Origin of the sequence: Pseudomonas sp. FG1, assembly GCF_034313875.1 — a bacterium.
Lineage (GTDB): Bacteria > Pseudomonadota > Gammaproteobacteria > Pseudomonadales > Pseudomonadaceae > Aquipseudomonas > Aquipseudomonas veronii.
Map to the genome: position 1 here is coordinate 5,483,689 of NZ_JAVIWP010000001.1, position 18,087 is coordinate 5,501,775.

Below are 18,087 nucleotides of genomic sequence, written 5' to 3' on the forward strand. Positions count from 1 at the left end.
CGGTCTTTTCAGGCCGGGGGCTTTTTATTCAAACCGAGATCAGTACTTCTTGATCTCAGCCTTGGTTTCCAACTGCTTGCGGTACGCCGCGAAATCCTGCTGCCCAACACGGGAAGCGAGGAAACGGCGGTATTGCGCCTTCTCATCGTCCGATGGAGCCGCCGCTTCGGTGACGCCGTTCAAGCGCACGATCACCAGGCTGCCATCAGCGAGGGTCACGGTGGTGAAGGTCGGCTTGTCCTTGGACGCAGGCTTGGGCATGCGGAACAAGGCTTGCAGCACCACCGGGTCGATCGTTTCCTGGCTACGGGTAGCCGCTTGGGTGACTTTCCAGACCTGGCCATCAACGGGCTGGTTCAGCGGGGTCTTGCCATCACGCAGGCTGGCGATCAACTCGTCAGCGTGAGTCTTGGCGGCCGCGCTGGCGCGTTCCTTGGTCATCTGGGTGCGGATCGCCGCTGCCACGCTTTCCAGCGGCAGTTGCGTAGGCTTCAGATGCTCTTTGGCCCGCAGCACGATGATGGTTTCCGGGTCGAGCTCGATGGCGGTGCTGTTGGCACCCTCATCCAACACTTCCGGGCTGAACGCGGCAGTGACCACGGCACGGTTGGCCGCGACACCCTCACCGCCTTCGCGACCAAACGGCGCAGAGGTGTGAACGGTCAGCTTCAGATCGGAGGCCGGCTGAGCCAGGTCGGAGGCTTCGAACGCCGCATCTTCCAATTGCTTGGTCGCTTCGACAAAACGCTGTTCAACCTGTTGGTTCTTGAGCTCGTGAGTCAGCTTGTCTTTCAGGCTGGCGAACGATGGCACTTCTGGCGCTTCAACGCCCAACAGCTTGATCAGGTGCCAACCGAAGGTGCTGCGCACCGGTGCCGAGACCTGGTCCTTATTCAAGGCGTACAGGGCAGCTTCGAAGTCCGGATCGTAGACGCCAGGACCGGCAAAACCAAGGTCACCGCCATTGCTGGCCGAACCCGGGTCCTGGGAGAACTCCTTGGCCAGGGCTTCGAACTGTTCACCCTTGGCCAGGCGCGCCTGGATTTCCTCGATCTTGGCCTTGGCTTGAGCGTCGGTGACCTTGTCGTTGACTTCAATCAGGATGTGCGCCGCACGACGCTGCTCAGCGAGGTTGGCGGTTTCTTTCTCATACGCTGCCTGCAGTTCATCGTCCTTGACGGTGACCTGGTCGAAGAAAGACGACTTCTTCAACTCCAGATAGTCGATGACCACCTGGTCCGGGGTCATGAACTCTTTGGCGTGCTGGTCGTAGTAAGCCTTGACCTCGTCGTCGGTGAGTTTCACCGCCGCAGGGTTGGCCTTGATATTGACGGTGGCGAAATCGCGGGTCTGTTTTTCCAGGCGGGCGAATGCCAGCACCTGCGCATCAGTCACGAAGGCGCTACCGAGGATGCCCAAGCGAGTCTGCTCGATCAGCATTTGCTGGGTCATCATCTGACGGAACTGCAGACGGCTGTAGCCCAGTTGACGGATCACCTGGTCAAAACGCTCGGCGTTGAACTTGCCGTCCACCTGGAACTCCGGCGTCTGCAGGATCACTTGGTCCAGCGCGGCGTCAGAGAAGGCAAACTTGGAATCAGCGGCACCTTGCAGTACCAGCTTGCGATCGATCAGGCTCTTGAGCGCCGCGTCGCGCAGCAGTTTTTCGTCCAACAGGGAAGCATCGAAATCCTTGCCCATCTGTTGCATCAGTTGGCGACGTTGCATGTCGACGGCCTGGCTCAGTTCGGTCTGGGTGATTGCTTCACCGTTGACCTTGGCCACGTCCTGCTTGGTGTTGGTCGAAGCCTGAAAAATAGCCTCGATACCGGTGAACGCCATCAATGCGACGATGATCCCGATAATGGTCTTGGCAATCCAGCCTTGTGAATTGTCCCTGATATTTTGCAGCATGCGTCCCCCAGAAACGGTTGAACTTCAAAAATTGGCAACCGTGGAGCGTGGGTAGAGTCCGGATAGAAGAAAGGCGCATCCGAGGATGCGCCTTCTCTCGTAACTGGCGGAGCGGACGGGGGTTAGAACCCACACCCCCGGCGTGGTGACCCGATGGATACGTGGGTCAGCTGCCGCTCCGCTGCCAGGCCAGACCTGCGTCGGACCCGGGTAGGTAAAGGCTTGATCGAGGCTTAGTTAACGGCTTCTTTCAGGGCTTTACCGGCTTTGAAACCTGGTTTCTTGGCAGCAGCGATTTGCAGTGCTTTGCCAGTCTGTGGGTTACGGCCAGTGCGAGCTGGGCGGTCAGTCACAGAAAAAGTACCGAAGCCTACCAGTACCACCGAATCGCCGGCCTTCAGAGCGCCAGTGACGGATTCGATTACTGCGTCCAGCGCACGGCCAGCAGCAGCTTTCGGGATATCAGCGGATGCGGCGATAGCATCAATCAGTTCCGACTTGTTCACTCTAAGTCCCCTTATATATCTATTGAGTATGATTCTAAGTTTTTTGGTGAAAGCAAAAACCAGTGCTGAATGGCCTACAGACACTTAAGAGCCGCTTTATAACAAGGGCTCTAAAAAGCTGTCAAGGAAGCCCCCAGGCTTTAACGCATTAATGCGTGCTAATTCTTTCCTTGGAATCAGACTCGCGCTTTTCGTCCTTCGCGACTATCTCCGGAGCCACATCTGGCAAGGGCTCCGGCGCGTATTGCAGCGCAATTTGCAGGACCTCGTCAATCCATTTAACCGGTTTAATCTGAAGATCTTGCTTGATATTGTCAGGAATTTCCTTCAAGTCGCGGACATTCTCTTCAGGAATGATCACGGTCTTGATTCCACCCCGGTGTGCGGCGAGCAATTTTTCTTTCAGACCACCGATGGCCAATACCTGGCCACGCAGGGTGATTTCCCCGGTCATGGCCACATCGGCGCGTACCGGAATGCCGGTCAGGGCCGATACCAGGGCCGTACACATGCCTACGCCAGCGCTAGGGCCGTCTTTCGGGGTCGCCCCTTCCGGCATGTGGATATGGACGTCGTGCTTCTCATGGAAGTCCAGGGGAATCCCCAGGCTCCGGGCGCGGCTGCGCACCACGGTCTGCGCGGCGGTGATGGATTCGACCATCACGTCACCCAGGGAACCGGTCTTGATCAATTGGCCTTTGCCCGGGATCACCGCGGCTTCGATGGTCAGCAACTCGCCACCCACCTGGGTCCACGCCAGGCCAGTCACCTGCCCTACCTGATCCTGCTGTTCCGCCAACCCGTAGCTGAATTTACGCACGCCCAGATAGTGCTCCAGCACATCGGCGGTGATCTTCACCGAGAAGCGTTTTTCCAGCGCATGTTCCTTGACCGCCTTGCGGCAAATCTTCGCAATCTGGCGCTCAAGCCCCCGTACACCGGCCTCGCGGGTGTAGTAACGCACCATATCGCGGATCGACTCGACCTCGAATTCGATCTCGCCTTTTTTCAGGCCATTGGCCGAAATCTGCTTGGGCGCGAGGTATTTGACGGCGATGTTGATCTTCTCGTCTTCGGTGTAACCCGGCAGACGAATCACCTCCATCCGGTCCAGCAACGCTGGCGGAATGTTCATGGAGTTGGAGGTACACAGGAACATTACGTCGGACAGGTCGTAGTCGACTTCCAGGTAATGGTCGTTGAAATTGTGGTTCTGCTCAGGATCGAGCACTTCGAGCAAGGCCGATGCAGGATCGCCACGCATGTCGCTGCCCATTTTGTCGATTTCATCGAGCAGGAACAGCGGGTTGCGCACGCCGACCTTTGTCATCTTTTGAATCAATCTTCCTGGCATCGAACCGATATATGTGCGGCGATGACCACGGATTTCCGCTTCATCACGCACGCCGCCAAGGGCCATTCGCACGAATTTACGGTTGGTGGCATTGGCAATCGACTCGGCCAGGGAGGTTTTACCCACACCCGGCGGACCGACCAGGCACAACACCGGGCCACGAATTTTCTTCACGCGCTTTTGCACGGCAAGGTATTCGAGAATGCGTTCTTTGACTTCTTCGAGGCCGTAATGGTCGGCATCGAGGATATCTTCGGCGCGAGCCAGGTCCAGGCGCACCTTGGTCTGAGCCTTCCACGGCACCTGCACCAGCCAATCGATGTAGGAGCGAACCACGGTGGCTTCGGCCGACATCGGCGACATTTGCTTGAGCTTGTTCAGCTCGGCGTTGGCCTTGGTCAGGGCGTCTTTCGGCAGGCCGGCGGAATCGATGCGCTTTTTCAGCTCTTCGATCTCGTTGTGGCCTTCCTCGCTGTCGCCGAGTTCCTTCTGAATGGCCTTCATCTGCTCATTCAGGTAGTACTCGCGCTGGCTGCGCTCCATCTGTTTCTTCACGCGACCACGGATGCGCTTTTCAACCTGCAGCAGGTCGATTTCGGCATCGAGCAGCGCCAGGACGTGTTCGACACGGGCCGGCAGGTCGATGATTTCGAGGATGTCTTGCTTCTGCTCGATTTTCAGCGCCATGTGCGCGGCCATGGTGTCGACCAGGCGGCTAGGCTCATCAATGCTGTTGAGGGAAGACAGGACTTCAGCCGGGACTTTCTTGCCCAACTGCACATACTGCTCGAATTGCGAGAGCAGGCTGCGTACAAATACTTCGGACTCGCGCTCCGGGGCCTCGACTTCGTCGATCAGTGCCACTTCGGCGCGCAGGTGGCCGTCCACCTCCATGAAGCGCTCGACCGCACCGCGCTGCTCACCTTCCACCAACACCTTGACAGTGCCGTCGGGCAGCTTGAGCAATTGCAGGACAGTCGCAACAGTACCGACGCGATACAGGGCGTCTTCGCCTGGATCATCATCAGCAGGATTTCTCTGGGCCAACAGCAGGATCTGCTTGTCGCCCGTCATCGCGGCCTCGAGGGCTTCGATAGACTTCTCGCGCCCCACGAACAGCGGGATAACCATGTGCGGATAGACGACGACATCACGCAACGGCAGGAGAGGCAATTCGATGGTTGTCTTCATGATTTCGCCTCTATGACAGTTGAAAAGTAAGCATGAAACCAAGATGGGGGCTGCCGGCAAAAAAAACAAGCTCAATGCCAGCAGTTAAATGCAGGAAAAACACGCCCTTAAAACAAAAGGGGCCCCTAAAGGCCCCTTGTTGTTATGCAGCAGCCGGACGCTTACGCGTCTGGCGCAGCCTTGGCAGCCGGCTCACTGTTTTCATAGATATACAGTGGCTTGGACTTGCCTTCGATAACACTTTCGTCGATCACCACTTTGCTCACCTCGGACTGCGAGGGGATTTCGTACATGGTGTCGAGCAATACGCCTTCGAGGATCGAACGCAGGCCACGCGCACCGGTTTTGCGCTCCAGTGCCCGTTTGGCCACTGATTTGAGTGCGTCGGTACGGAACTCGAGGTCTACGCCTTCCATTTCGAACAGCTTGGCATATTGTTTGGTCAGGGCGTTTTTCGGCTCGGTGAGGATCTGAATCAGAGCAGCCTCATCCAGCTCGTCCAATGTCGCCAGGACCGGCAGACGACCAACGAATTCCGGGATCAGACCAAACTTGACCAGATCGTCAGGTTCGACTTCACGCAGGGACTCGCCCACCTTCTTGCCTTCTTCCTTGCTGCGCACTTCCGCACTGAAGCCGATGCCGCCACGGGTGGAACGGTTTTGAATAACCTTTTCCAGACCGGAGAACGCACCGCCGCAGATGAACAGGATATTGCGCGTATCAACCTGAAGGAATTCCTGCTGTGGATGCTTGCGGCCGCCTTGTGGCGGTACGGAAGCAACCGTGCCTTCGATCAGTTTCAACAAGGCTTGCTGCACGCCTTCACCGGAAACATCCCGAGTGATCGACGGGTTGTCGGACTTGCGCGAAATCTTATCGATTTCGTCGATGTAGACGATACCCATCTGGGCCTTCTCTACGTCGTAGTCGCACTTCTGCAGCAACTTCTGAATGATGTTCTCGACGTCCTCACCCACGTAGCCAGCCTCGGTGAGGGTGGTGGCGTCGGCGATGGTGAACGGAACGTTCAGCAGGCGAGCGAGGGTTTCCGCAAGCAGGGTTTTACCCGAGCCTGTAGGACCGATCAGCAAGATGTTGCTCTTGCCGAGCTCGACTTCGTCGTTTTTCTTGTCACGCTGGTTCAAACGCTTGTAGTGGTTGTACACCGCTACGGCCAGAACCTTTTTTGCACGCTCTTGACCAATCACGTACTGATCAAGGATGCCGCTGATTTCTTTAGGCGAAGGCAATTTATGCGCGCTGCTTTCGGCCTGGGCTTCCTGCACCTCCTCACGGATGATGTCATTGCACAGGTCGACGCACTCGTCGCAGATAAAGACCGAGGGGCCGGCAATCAATTTGCGTACTTCATGCTGGCTTTTGCCACAGAAGGAGCAATAGAGCAGCTTGCCGTTGTCCTCGCCGTTGCGGGTGTCAGTCATTCGTTCGATCCAAATCCGATAGGCTTGCAACACAAGATGAAGGCTTATGCGGGCTTTTTCAAGCCCGCAGGTGATCGGACTTGCCGACCTGGCCTATTTTGAGCTGCTTATATTAAGCGGGGCGCTTGTCAATCACTGCGTCGATCAACCCGTAATCACGCGCGGCTTCGGCGCTCATGAAATTGTCACGGTTGGTATCACGCTCGATTTCTTCCAAGGTGTGCCCGCTGTGCTTGGCCATCAGCGTGTTAAGACGCTCACGAATAAAGAGGATTTCCTTGGCATGGATTTCGATGTCCGATGCCTGGCCCTGGAAACCGCCCAGTGGCTGGTGAATCATCACGCGCGAGTTCGGCAGGCAGTAACGCTTGCCTTCGGCACCTGCGGTCAGCAGGAAAGCACCCATGCTGCAGGCTTGACCAATGCAGGTGGTCGACACGTTTGGCTTGATGAACTGCATGGTGTCGTAGATCGACATGCCCGCGGTCACCGAACCGCCCGGCGAGTTAATGTAAAGATGGATGTCCTTGTCCGGGTTTTCCGCTTCAAGGAACAGCAGTTGCGCACAAATCAGGTTGGCCATGTAGTCCTCTACCGGCCCCACCAAAAAGATCACTCGCTCCTTGAGCAGGCGCGAGTAGATGTCGTAGGCGCGTTCGCCACGAGCGGACTGCTCGACAACCATCGGGACCAGGCCGCCTGCGGCCTGGATATCAGAGTTCTGCTGAATATAGGAATTACGGAACATGCTCTGCAGTTACTCCCAAATAGTCATGTCTTGAAAACGCATAAGCCAGCGCGAGGCTGGCTTATGGTTGTATTTCAAACGAGTTGGACAATCAGTCGGCTTGTGCTGCTTCCGCCGGCTTGACTGCTTCTTCGTAAGAGACCGCTTTATCGGTCACCTTAGCCTTCTGCAGAACAGTATCCACAACTTGTTCTTCCAGCACAACCGAACGTACTTCGTTCAGCTGCTGGTCGTTCTTGTAGTACCAAGCCACAACCTGCTCAGGCTCCTGGTAGGCCGAAGCCATTTCCTGGATCATTTCACGAACGCGGTCTTCGTCAGGCTTGAGGTCGAACTGCTTGACCACTTCAGCCACGATCAGGCCCAGCACGACGCGGCGCTTGGCTTGCTCTTCGAACAGCTCGGCCGGCAGTTGGTCAGGTTTGATGTTGCCACCAAACTGCTGAACGGCTTGTACGCGCAGACGATCCACTTCGTTGGACAGCAAAGCCTTAGGCACTTCGATCGGGTTGGCGGTCAGCAGACCGTCCATGACCTGGTTCTTGACCTTGGACTTGATGGCCTGACGCAGCTCGCGCTGCATGTTCTTGCGAACTTCGGTGCGGAAGCCGTCGATGCCGGTTTCCTTGATGCCGAATTGAGCGAAGAACTCTTCGTTCAGCTCTGGCAGCTTAGGCTCGGACACGCTGTTGACCGTCACGGTGAACTCGGCGGCTTTGCCGGCCAGGTCCAGGTTCTGGTAGTCAGCCGGGAAAGTCAGGTTCAGAACGCGTTCTTCGCCCGCTTTTGCGCCAACCAGGCCGTCTTCGAAACCCGGGATCATGCGGTTGGAACCCAGCACCAGCTGAGTACCCTTGGCGGAGCCGCCAGCGAATGCTTCGCCGTCAACCTTGCCCACGAAATCGATGTTCAGCTGGTCTTCGTTCTGGGCAGCACGTTCGGCCACTTCGAAACGGGTGTTCTGCTTGCGCAGGATTTCCAGCATGTTGTCCAGGTCGGCATCAGCCACTTCGGCGCTCAGGCGCTCGATCGCGATACCGTCGAAGCCGGCAACTTCGAACTCTGGGAACACTTCGAATACAGCAACGTATTCCAGGTCCTTGCCCGCTTCCAGGGACTTAGGCTCGATCGAAGGCGAACCAGCCGGGTTCAGCTTTTGCTCGACAACCGCTTCGTAGAACGACGCCTGGATCACGTCGCCTACCGCTTCCTGACGCGCATCAGCACCAAAACGGCGCTTGATTTCGCTCATTGGCACTTTGCCTGGACGGAAGCCAGCGATCTTGGCCTTTTGGGCAGTCTGCTGCAGACGCTTGTTGACCGCAGTCTCGATGCGCTCTGCCGGCACGGTGATGCTCAGGCGGCGCTCGAGAGCAGTAGTATTTTCAACAGAAACTTGCATGGATATTCCTCGTTGCACAGACGTTAGCCGGCCGTTTCCGACCCCAGAATCAAGGGCATGCATTCTAGTGGGTCAAACTCAAGAAGTCACCCTACTGGAAACGGGTAAAAAAACAGCAGGCAATTTATCGGTACGAAGACACTGTTGCGCCTCGCCCCGGTGACAAATACAGCCAATCGCGCCAGGGCTCTGCGCCGACCCTTCTATATATAGAAGAAGTCGCCAATCATCTCCCTGACGGCCGCCCCTGCGAACAGGACCGGCAGGCAGCGCGGCATCATCGAGACACATAAATACGACGAAACGCCCTGCCTTGCGACCCAGAACCTGCAGCCGCGGAATACTCGAACCACTAAAACAAAAAAGGCGCCAGACTGTTAAATCTGGCGCCTTTCGAATATGGGGTGGACGAAGGGGATCGAACCCTCGACAACGGGAGTCACAATCCCGTGCTCTACCAACTGAGCTACGCCCACCATATTGCGTTAACAAAGAAACCAAACCACTTCTTTGTCGAGCCTGACCCCGCCTTCCGGCCGGGCAAAGCTTTAATTGGTGCGGATGAAGAGACTCGAACTCTTACGCCTCGCGGCGCTGGAACCTAAATCCAGTGTGTCTACCAATTCCACCACATCCGCGCTTGAAGCTCTTAAAGCAAAGGCGCCAGATGATTAATCTGGCGCCTTTTCAAAATATGGGGTGGACGAAGGGGATCGAACCCTCGACAACGGGAGTCACAATCCCGTGCTCTACCAACTGAGCTACGCCCACCATCTAACGCTACTTGTGCCAAAGCTGCCTAATGGCGCACCCGGCAGGACTCGAACCTGCGACCATCCGCTTAGAAGGCGGATGCTCTATCCAGCTGAGCTACGGGCGCCTGATTAATCTGTACTCTTGGAGGATTACAAACTAAGTGCTTCCAGCCTTGCAGAACAACAATCCTGCTAGACCTTCTTAACCAGTGCTAGGCTGTGCCCGACAAGTGCGACGAATAGTATAGACGCGCCGGAAAGCCGTCAAATCTTTTTTGAAAAAAATTCATTTTATTTAAGGGGTTAGGCCAATTTGCAGACCAAGCGCCTTTGCCCCCACGTCTTGGCATGCGAGAATGCGCGCACTTTTCTTCCCCCTCTCGATGGTTAATCACGCGTAATGACTGCACAACTTATCGACGGCAAATCAATCGCCGCCAGCCTGCGCCAGCAGATCGCCAAACGCGTCACCGAGCGTAGCCAGCAAGGCCTGCGCACGCCTGGCCTCGCGGTGATCCTGGTCGGCAGCGATCCTGCGTCTCAGGTTTATGTCTCGCACAAGCGTAAGGACTGTGAAGAGGTCGGCTTTATTTCCAAGGCCTACGACCTGCCTTCCGAGACCACCCAGCAGGCCCTTACCGATCTGATCGACGGCCTCAACGATGACCCGAACATCGACGGCATCCTGGTGCAACTGCCATTGCCCGCGCATCTGGACGCCTCCCAGTTGCTCGAACGCATCCGCCCGGACAAAGACGTCGACGGCTTCCACCCGTATAACGTCGGCCGCCTGGCCCAGCGCATCCCGCTGCTGCGCCCATGCACGCCCAAAGGCATCATGACCCTGCTGGAAAGCACCGGCGTCAACCTTTACGGCCTCGACGCCGTGATCGTCGGCGCCTCCAATATCGTCGGGCGCCCGATGGCCATGGAACTGCTGCTCGCCGGCTGCACCGTGACCGTGACCCACCGCTTCACCAAGGACCTCGCCGGTCACGTCGGCCGCGCCGACCTGGTGGTAGTGGCTGCCGGCAAGCCGGGCCTGGTCAAAGGTGAGTGGATCAAGGAAGGCGCGATCGTCATCGACGTCGGCATCAACCGTCAGGCAGACGGCAAGCTGGTCGGCGACGTGGTGTACGAAACCGCCCTGCCCCGTGCCGGCTGGATCACCCCGGTACCGGGTGGCGTTGGCCCGATGACCCGTGCGTGCCTGCTGGAAAACACGCTGTATGCAGCGGAAACCCTGCACGGCTGATCGACAGCCGCGCTGAAAAGAGCCCTGCCTTGTCGCAGGGCTTTTGGTTTCTGATGAACCTCACGCTCTGCTATCGTGCATCCGCGGCTGACATCTTCGGCACCCGCCAGATGCCGCAGGAACCCCAGGAGTGCTTAGCCATGCGCAACCTACATGCCGCCCCTCTGCTGATCCTCATCGCGGTATTGATCCCCGCTTGCACCACCCAACTGACTGAAGCGGGCAAACAGGTCAACCTCGTCACGGCCTCATCCGCCCACGCTTGCCACGTCGTCAAAGCCTTCACGGTGCAGGGCTCATCCAACGGCGACGCTCTGAACACCGCATTCAATAAAGCCGCCGAGGCTGGCGCTGACAGCCTGAGCATCGTCAATGTGGGGGACGCTGGCAAAATGCAGGTAGCCGCCTTGAACTGCCGACGCTGACGGGTTTGCCCAATAGAACACGCACCCGAACATCCGGCTCGTTCACCCAGGCGCAGCACCCGGTTTCGCGTTTCTTCGACATCCTTTTCACCCGCCATCGACAGGATCGGGCGCAACTTACCTCTACTCCTTTGAAAATCCCCATTAGACCCGCCCTCATAGCGGGCCTTTTTTTGCCCGCGATGGGCTACAAGCCTAACCAATCATCGTCTTACAGCCTTTATTTAAAGGCTCTCTATCGTTTTCTGATCCATACTCCTAAAATGTAACGTCATTTTTCATAAAGCCCGTTGCAGAACGGTATTTCTTACTTTTTTTAGCGAGTTCATCCGCGTGAAAATTCGTCTCTCTCTCGTCAGCCTTTTATTTGCTTTCACCGGCACCTTTGCGCACGCCGCCGAAACCACCCTGGCCCCGCGTGACACCTCAAAACTGCAAATCGCTTCCGGCAGCGCCATGCTGGTCGATCTGCAAACCAACAAAGTCATCTATTCCAGCAACCCGGACGTGGTGGTGCCGATCGCTTCCGTGAGCAAGCTCATGACCGGGCTGATCGTGCTGGAAGCCAAGCAGAACATGGACGAGTACATCGACATCAACATCACCGACACGCCGGAAATGAAAGGCGTGTTCTCCCGCGTGAAAATCGGCAGCCAAATGCCGCGCAAGGAGATGTTGCTGATCGCCCTGATGTCCTCGGAAAACCGCGCCGCCGCGAGCCTGGCTCACCACTACCCGGGCGGCTACGCAGCCTTCATTGCGGCGATGAACGCCAAGGCCAAGGCGCTGGGCATGACCAGCACCCATTACGTCGAACCTACCGGCCTGTCCATCCATAACGTGTCGACCGCCAGGGACCTGAGCAAGCTGCTGGCCTACGCGCGCAAATTCCCGATGCTGAGCCAATTGAGCACCACCAAGGAAAAGACCGTGGCGTTCCGCAAGCCCAACTACACCTTGGGTTTCTCCAACACCGACCACCTGATCAACCGCGCCAACTGGGACATCAAGCTGACCAAGACCGGCTTCACCAACCAGGCCGGTCACTGCCTGGTGCTGGTGACCAGCATGGGCAACCGCCCGGTGTCGCTGGTGATCCTCGACGCCTTCGGCAAGTTCACCCACTTCGCCGACGCCAGCCGTATCCGCAACTGGGTCGAGACCGGCAAGAGCGGTTCGGTGCCGGACGTTGCGTTGCGCTACAAGGCCGACAAGAACCTGAAGAACCGCCCGAACGCGACAGAGGTTCGTCGCTGATCGGCGCAACCCCAAAACAGCCCGCCTGACCAATGCCCCGACATGCTCGGGGCATTTTTTTTCGGCATAAGCCACGTAAAAACAGACCGTTGCATCGCTACCCGGGACTGCAGATCACGCCCACGATCTGCGGCAAAATAGCGCACAGACAGGCTTTTACTTTGCGCCTGAACTGCCGCTAAATGTTCACCCCTTTCAGTCGACTTCGTTCATGGCTCGTCTCAAACGCATCAGTCCCTGGCTAGCCTGCCTGGCCATCGTGCTGAACATGCTGGCCATGCCGCTCAGCCGCGCCATGCAGACGCCGGACATGGGACTGTTGATGTGGGGCGGATTCTGCTCGGGGGGCGCCTCGCAAGCGCTGCCTCCCAACTTGAGCAAGCTGATCGACCCGCTCCAGTCGGCGCCGTCGAAAACCGCCATGAAACACAGCGATTGCTGCTGCGGTCATGCCGGACTGGCGGCGCTGCCGTCCGACTACTACAGACATTTCCTACCGCGATACGCCCCCGACACCACCCTCGACAACCCCGAGTTGCCGACGCTGCACCCCAGAATCCGCTGGCCGAGCCTGAGCCCGCGCGCCTCCCCTACCGTTTGATCGACACCCGCGCCGCCCCATAGGCGGCGCGATCTGCTTGTCAGCCGCCCGCCTGGGCGTCCTCGAAGTGTCTTGATCATCAGGAATGGTGCGTTATGCCTGCTCGAATGACTTTGCCTCGCGCAAAGCGTGTCTCTGTGTCCCGCCCGCTATGGCCCTTGCTGTCCATCAGCCTGTTCGCCCTCAACCCGCTGTCCTCGGCACTGGCCGAAACCGGTAAAACCGAAGACTCCACCCTCACCCTCGGCACCGTCACGGTCCAGGGCGCCAGCGCCAGCAGCGGCCCGCTGAGCACCAGCAGCGTGCTCAGCTCGGTGGACATTCTCGGCGCCGACATCCTCGAAAAAATGCCGGTCAACTACAGCTGGGAACTGTTCAGTCGCGCGCCGGGGGTGATCCTCACCGAGTTCAACCAAGGCACCACCTCCGGCAAGATTTCCTTTCGCGGCTTCAACGGCGAAGGCGAAGTCAACGCAGTGAAGTTGCTGATCGACGGCATCCCGAGCAACAGCAACGACGGCAACATGCCGTTCATGGACATGATTTTCCCCATGGAGCTGGACAGCATCGAAGTGGTGCGCGGCACCAGCGATGCGCGCTACGGCCTGAACAACATCGCCGGCAACGTCAATATGCTGACCCGCACCGGCGGCGACTACACCAAGGCGCGGGTGCGCTACGGCAGTTACAACACCCAGGAAACCCAGCTGGCCAAAGGCATCGAAGGCAGCAACTGGACGCAGAACTACTTCTTCGCCTACCAGAAATCCGACGGTTACCGCGATCACGCCGAGGCGGACAAGTTTTCCATGTCCGGCAAATGGTTCTACACCCCGGACGACAACAGCTACCGCATCGGCCTGATCGCCCGTCACTACGAAACCGAGGCGCAGGAACCCGGCTACTTGAGTGAAGAGGACGCCCACCAGCACCCGACCATGACCAACAGCTACAACGCCACCGACAAAGGCACGCGGCGGATGAACCAGGTCAGCCTGCACTTCGACACCGACCTGGCCGAGACGCTGGCCTGGTCGGCAAAAACCTACGTCAACACCTTCGACGACCGGCGCTGGACGCAATACTGGCGCACCAGCGCCCAGCAGGAGCGCGACGCCTACGAAACCCAGTACGGCGCCCTCACCTCCCTGACCTGGCGCCCGCAAGTCAGCTGGCTGTACGACTTCGCCCTGGAAGGCGGCGCGGACATGCAGCAGCAGCAGAACAAGAGCGAGCGCTACCGCACCAAGGACCGCCTGCGCCTGGCCCAAACCCGCGACCAGCGATTCGACTTCGACACCTACGGCGCCTATGTCCAGGCCGAGATCAAGCCGTTCGAGTCGCTGAAAATCGTCCCGGCGTATCGCGTCGATAAGATCCAGGGCGACTTCACCAACGAAATGACCGGCATGGACTACGACATCAACGACTATGGGCTGATCAAACAACCCAAGCTCAGCGTGGTGTATTCACCGTGGGACGTGGCCAGCATCTATGCCAACTGGGGGCGGACCTTCCAGGTTGGCACCGGCGCGGCGGCCTATAAGATTCCACCGCGGGATACCAACCTGGCGCCGTCGATCAACGACGGCTGGGAAACCGGGGTCAAGTTCACCCCGGCGGACTGGATCGACGGCCGCATCGCCTATTGGCAGCAAGAAGCCAGCGGTGAAGTCAGTCGCCGCCTCAACGACCCGAGTGGCGAGTCGGACAACGTCGGCGAAACCCGGCGCTGGGGTTACGACGCGCAAGTCAATCTGCACCCGGACGAACGCACCGAAATCTGGATGGCCTACTCCTGGCAGTACTCGAAAATCCTCCAGCCCAGCGCGACCTTGCCCAACAGCAAAGGCCAGGAAATCGACCACATCCCGCATCACCTGTACAACGCCGGCGTCAGCTACAAGGCCACGCGGGCCCTGCAGTTGACGGCGTGGATGAACGGCCAGACGAATTACTACCTGGAACGCGAGAACACCAAGGGCACTTACGGCGGCTACGTCTTGATGAACCTCGGCGCGACTTACCAGGTGACCGAATCGGTCAGTGTCGACCTGCAGTTGAAAAACCTCACCAACCGCTACTACGAATACGTCTGGTATGACCCGGACGGCGCCCAGGCCTCGCTGCACTCACCCGGCGACGGGCGCGCGCTGTACACCGGCGTCACCGTCGACTTCTGATCGGCAGCGCCGCCGGGGCGCGATGAACGTTCAGGCCGGCAAGCGCAAAAACTGAACGTTCACTTCAAACCCGTCGTCCCGGCCTGTCGCCGGCGACGCCAGGGTCATGTGCGCCTTGACCCCATGGACGATGGTCTTGGCAATCGCCAGGCCCAACCCGCTGCCGCTGGCTTCGCTGCTGCCGCGCACGAAGCGTTCGGTCAGGCGCTGCAACACCGGCGCCGGCACGGCCGGTCCGCCGTTGACCACCCGCAGCAACGCATCGTCCGTGAGGCTGACGTCGACCGGTTGATCCGCCGCGCCGTACTTCAACGCATTCTCGATCAAGTTGCGCAGCAGGATGCCAAACGCGTCCGGGTCGATCGCGCAATACACGCTGCCCTCGCTCGGCAGTTGCAAGCGGATGCGCTGCCCACTGCTGCGGTTCCACTCATCGACCCCATGGGCCAGTAAGGGAATCAGGTCCTGGGGCGCCTCGGACAACAGCCCGCCGCCCTCGGCCTTGGCCAGTTGCATGAGTTTTTCCGAAAGCCGCGCCAGTTCGCGCAAGGCGTGTTCGATCTTCGCCGCACGCACGCGCAACGGGCCTTCCGGCGCTTCCTGGCGCAAACGCTGGATCTGCGCCAGCGTCGCCGCCAATGGTGTGCGCAACTCGTGGGCGCTGTTGGCGGTGAAGCTGCGCTCGGCCTCCAAGGCCTTGCGCAAGCGCTCCAGCAGGTGGTTGACCGCGTCGGCCAACGGGTCGATTTCAGCCGGCAGCCGTGCCACGCTGATCGGCGACAAATCCCCCACACCACGGGCTTCCACGGCACGGCGATAAGCCAATACGCTGCGCAGGCTGAAGCGCACAAACAACCATGTGCCCAACAGGCTGATGGGGATCAGCGCCAATAACGGCATCAACAGGGCCAACAAGGCTTCCCGTGCCGCCTCACGGCGATGCCCCAGCGGCTCGGCGATCTCAATGAACAGCGTATCGCGCAGCGCACTCGCACCATACAGCCGGTATTTTCGGGTGGTGGAAAACCCTTCGCTCGGGTGTTCGCTGAAGATCTTCGGGTTGGCGTCATGGGACTGCATCAGAATCTGGCCCTGGGCATCGCGCACCAGGTACGTCAGGTATTCCTTGTGCATCTTCAGGGTGGCGACGTGCTGGGCAGTGCGCGGCTCTTCGCGGTTGCTGATTTCCAGCACGGCCAGGGGCAGGATGCGTTGCGCGGTCTCTTCCAGGGCGCTGTCGAACGCCTCGTTCAATTCGTGTTGCACCATCAGCCAGGCGCCGACAGTCGCCCCCAGCCAGAGCAAGGTCATGCCCAGGGTCAACCCGAGGCCGAGGCGCTTTTGCAGGCTGATCGGCGACTTCATCCGGCCATCAACCGATAACCCATGCCACGCACGGTTTCCAGCAGGTCGCGCCCGAGTTTTTTGCGCAGGCGGCTGATATAGACCTCGATGGTGTTGCTCTCGATTTCCGCACCGAAGGCGTACAGGCGCTCTTCGAGCTGCGACTTCGACAACAACGCCGTGGGGCGCTGCACGAACGCCTCGAACAGCGCCCATTCGCGCGCCGTCAGGTCGACGGTGATGCCGGCACGCTGCACGGTGCGCGCGTTCATATCGATCTGCAACTCGCCGAGTTTGATCTGCGGGTTGGGGTTGCCGCTGTAACGGCGGGCCACGGCGGCCACCCGGGCCGACAGCTCGAACAGGTCAAACGGTTTGACCAGGTAATCGTCGGCCCCGGCGTTGAGGCCGGCGATACGATCGGATATCTGGTCCTGGGCGGTGAGGATGATCACCGGGGTCACATTGCCGGCCGAACGCTGCTGGCGCAGAAAGTCCAGCCCGCGACCGTCGGGCAGCATCAGGTCGAGCAGGATCAGGTCATACGGCGTGCTGCGCACGCTGTTGTTCGCATGCTCCAGGCGCTGCACCCAATCGACCGCATGGCCGTCGTCGGCAATCTGTTCGCGCACCGCCTCGCCCAGCCCGGGTGCATCCTCGACCAATAAAACCCGCATCTGGCACCTCCTGTGGTGGTTGTCGTGCCGCACCTTACCGCGCTTACCTGACGTGAATCTGAAGATTCAGCTGGTTGTCAGGAATGCTCTTTAGGGTAAGCCGCAAATGCCAATCCGGCCGGAGACAGATCATGAAATCAGCTTTTATTGTCAGCACCGCATTGCTGGGCGTCCTGCTCGGCGCAAACGCCTTGGCCGACGACGACTGCAGCGAGCCGGTCAGCGACTGGCAACCACGCGAAACCCTGCGCCAGCAAGTGGAACAGCAATACGGCTGGAGCGTGCAACGCATCAAGGTCGACGACGGCTGCTATGAACTCAGGGGCACCGACCGCAAAGGCAATGCGATCGAAGCCAGCTACGCACCCGCCTCGCTTCGTCTGCGCAAACTGGAAATCCATTTTGGCGCCAACGGCGACGCCCGGGATTACCTCAACCGCCCTGGATCGGAATGATCAGCGGTTTTTCCACGGCTTTCAGGTTGCTGTCAGCCAGCAGGTCCAGGCTCTCGCCATAACGTTCAACCAGGACATCATCATGAAAAAGATCATTGCTGCAACCTGCCTCGCCGGCGCCATTGCCCTGCCGGGGCTGGCCCAGGCCCGCGAAGTGACCCTGACCACCCAACTCAAGGACTACAGCGGCAACGGCGCGTACCTGGCGATCTATGTCACCGACGCCAACGGCCAGTACCAGAAAACCCTCTGGGTCGCCGGCAAAAAGGCCAAGTACTACCGGCACCTGAGCGACTGGGCGCGTGGCAGCGCCATGAAGCCGAGCGAGTTTGACGGCCTCAGCGGCGCCAGTGTCGGCAGCGGCCGCAGCCTCACCGTCAGCGTGGAACTGGCCGACACCTTGATCGACGCCGGGTATCAGATCCGTATCGACAGCGCCGTGGAAGACAAGCGCGACAGCCGCGCCGACGTCAGTGTCCCGCTGACATCGGCCGGGTCGGGCAAGCCGGTCAGCGGCAGCACTTATGTCGAGTCCTTTACCTACGACCTGTAACACCTGCGACTTCTGGAGGCTG

At 59.0% G+C, this 18,087-nt stretch carries 15 protein-coding genes and 4 tRNA genes; 7 read left to right on the forward strand and 12 right to left on the reverse strand.

Features of this window, described 5'->3' with window-relative positions:
• Nucleotides 1-39: 39 nt before the first annotated feature.
• The 10 genes from RGV59_RS24975 to RGV59_RS25020 form a co-directional block, all read right to left on the reverse strand.
• Nucleotides 40-1,914 carry a SurA N-terminal domain-containing protein gene (locus tag RGV59_RS24975; protein ID WP_126585754.1) on the reverse strand — a complete coding sequence of 625 codons (1,875 nt, stop codon included), beginning with the start codon at nucleotides 1,912-1,914 and terminating at the stop codon, nucleotides 40-42.
• A 233-nt stretch (nucleotides 1,915-2,147) separates the two neighbouring features.
• Entirely contained in the window at nucleotides 2,148-2,420 is a 273-nt protein-coding gene (locus RGV59_RS24980) for an HU family DNA-binding protein (protein WP_003174819.1), read from the reverse strand.
• Nucleotides 2,421-2,568: 148 nt separating this feature from the next.
• Complete coding sequence (lon, locus tag RGV59_RS24985; RefSeq protein ID WP_046382847.1) at nucleotides 2,569-4,965, reverse strand: endopeptidase La; 2,397 nt, start codon at nucleotides 4,963-4,965, stop codon at nucleotides 2,569-2,571.
• A 161-nt stretch (nucleotides 4,966-5,126) separates the two neighbouring features.
• Nucleotides 5,127-6,410 (reverse strand): ATP-dependent Clp protease ATP-binding subunit ClpX, encoded by a 1,284-nt coding sequence (gene clpX / locus RGV59_RS24990; protein ID WP_017848146.1) that lies wholly within the window; start codon nucleotides 6,408-6,410, stop codon nucleotides 5,127-5,129.
• 112 nt (nucleotides 6,411-6,522) lie between these two features.
• Complete coding sequence (gene clpP, locus RGV59_RS24995; RefSeq protein ID WP_017848147.1) at nucleotides 6,523-7,158, reverse strand: ATP-dependent Clp endopeptidase proteolytic subunit ClpP; 636 nt, start codon at nucleotides 7,156-7,158, stop codon at nucleotides 6,523-6,525.
• A 91-nt stretch (nucleotides 7,159-7,249) separates the two neighbouring features.
• Entirely contained in the window at nucleotides 7,250-8,560 is a 1,311-nt protein-coding gene (gene tig, locus RGV59_RS25000; protein WP_046382846.1) for a trigger factor, read from the reverse strand.
• 400 nt (nucleotides 8,561-8,960) lie between these two features.
• Nucleotides 8,961-9,036 (reverse strand) — tRNA-His (locus RGV59_RS25005).
• A 77-nt stretch (nucleotides 9,037-9,113) separates the two neighbouring features.
• Nucleotides 9,114-9,198, reverse strand: a tRNA-Leu gene (locus RGV59_RS25010).
• Between the two features lie 57 nt (nucleotides 9,199-9,255).
• Nucleotides 9,256-9,331 (reverse strand) — tRNA-His (locus tag RGV59_RS25015).
• 32 nt (nucleotides 9,332-9,363) lie between these two features.
• Nucleotides 9,364-9,440 (reverse strand) — tRNA-Arg (locus RGV59_RS25020).
• A gap of 275 nt (nucleotides 9,441-9,715) precedes the next feature.
• Here RGV59_RS25020 and folD point away from each other — a divergent pair.
• The 5 genes from folD to RGV59_RS25045 all read left to right on the forward strand — a co-directional run bounded on the left by folD (nucleotide 9,716) and on the right by RGV59_RS25045 (nucleotide 15,036).
• On the forward strand, nucleotides 9,716-10,570 hold the full coding sequence (folD, locus tag RGV59_RS25025) for a bifunctional methylenetetrahydrofolate dehydrogenase/methenyltetrahydrofolate cyclohydrolase FolD (RefSeq protein ID WP_017848149.1): 855 nt from the start codon (nucleotides 9,716-9,718) through the stop codon (nucleotides 10,568-10,570).
• Between the two features lie 140 nt (nucleotides 10,571-10,710).
• Nucleotides 10,711-10,995 (forward strand): hypothetical protein, encoded by a 285-nt coding sequence (locus RGV59_RS25030; RefSeq protein ID WP_046382845.1) that lies wholly within the window; start codon nucleotides 10,711-10,713, stop codon nucleotides 10,993-10,995.
• A gap of 333 nt (nucleotides 10,996-11,328) precedes the next feature.
• Nucleotides 11,329-12,252, forward strand: coding sequence for a D-alanyl-D-alanine endopeptidase (gene pbpG / locus RGV59_RS25035; RefSeq protein WP_017848215.1), 924 nt, complete (start codon nucleotides 11,329-11,331; stop codon nucleotides 12,250-12,252).
• A 211-nt stretch (nucleotides 12,253-12,463) separates the two neighbouring features.
• Complete coding sequence (locus RGV59_RS25040; protein WP_126585755.1) at nucleotides 12,464-12,853, forward strand: DUF2946 domain-containing protein; 390 nt, start codon at nucleotides 12,464-12,466, stop codon at nucleotides 12,851-12,853.
• A 95-nt stretch (nucleotides 12,854-12,948) separates the two neighbouring features.
• Nucleotides 12,949-15,036 carry a TonB-dependent receptor gene (locus RGV59_RS25045; protein WP_126585756.1) on the forward strand — a complete coding sequence of 696 codons (2,088 nt, stop codon included), beginning with the start codon at nucleotides 12,949-12,951 and terminating at the stop codon, nucleotides 15,034-15,036.
• 30 nt (nucleotides 15,037-15,066) lie between these two features.
• Here RGV59_RS25045 and RGV59_RS25050 read toward each other — a convergent pair whose 3' ends face one another.
• Both RGV59_RS25050 and RGV59_RS25055 read right to left on the reverse strand, forming a co-directional pair.
• Nucleotides 15,067-16,401, reverse strand: coding sequence for a sensor histidine kinase (locus tag RGV59_RS25050; RefSeq protein ID WP_102617272.1), 1,335 nt, complete (start codon nucleotides 16,399-16,401; stop codon nucleotides 15,067-15,069).
• Nucleotides 16,398-17,057: a response regulator transcription factor gene (locus RGV59_RS25055; protein ID WP_017848219.1), complete on the reverse strand. Its 660-nt coding sequence runs from the start codon at nucleotides 17,055-17,057 to the stop codon at nucleotides 16,398-16,400. The genes RGV59_RS25050 and RGV59_RS25055 overlap by 4 nt, the downstream gene beginning before the upstream one ends.
• Nucleotides 17,058-17,188: 131 nt before the next feature.
• Between RGV59_RS25055 and RGV59_RS25060 the strand changes: the two genes are divergently transcribed.
• On the forward strand, nucleotides 17,189-17,512 hold the full coding sequence (locus RGV59_RS25060) for a PepSY domain-containing protein (RefSeq protein WP_017848220.1): 324 nt from the start codon (nucleotides 17,189-17,191) through the stop codon (nucleotides 17,510-17,512).
• Between the two features lie 82 nt (nucleotides 17,513-17,594).
• Entirely contained in the window at nucleotides 17,595-18,065 is a 471-nt protein-coding gene (locus tag RGV59_RS25065; RefSeq protein WP_017848221.1) for a DUF2271 domain-containing protein, read from the forward strand.
• The last annotated feature ends 22 nt before the right edge of the window (nucleotides 18,066-18,087 follow it).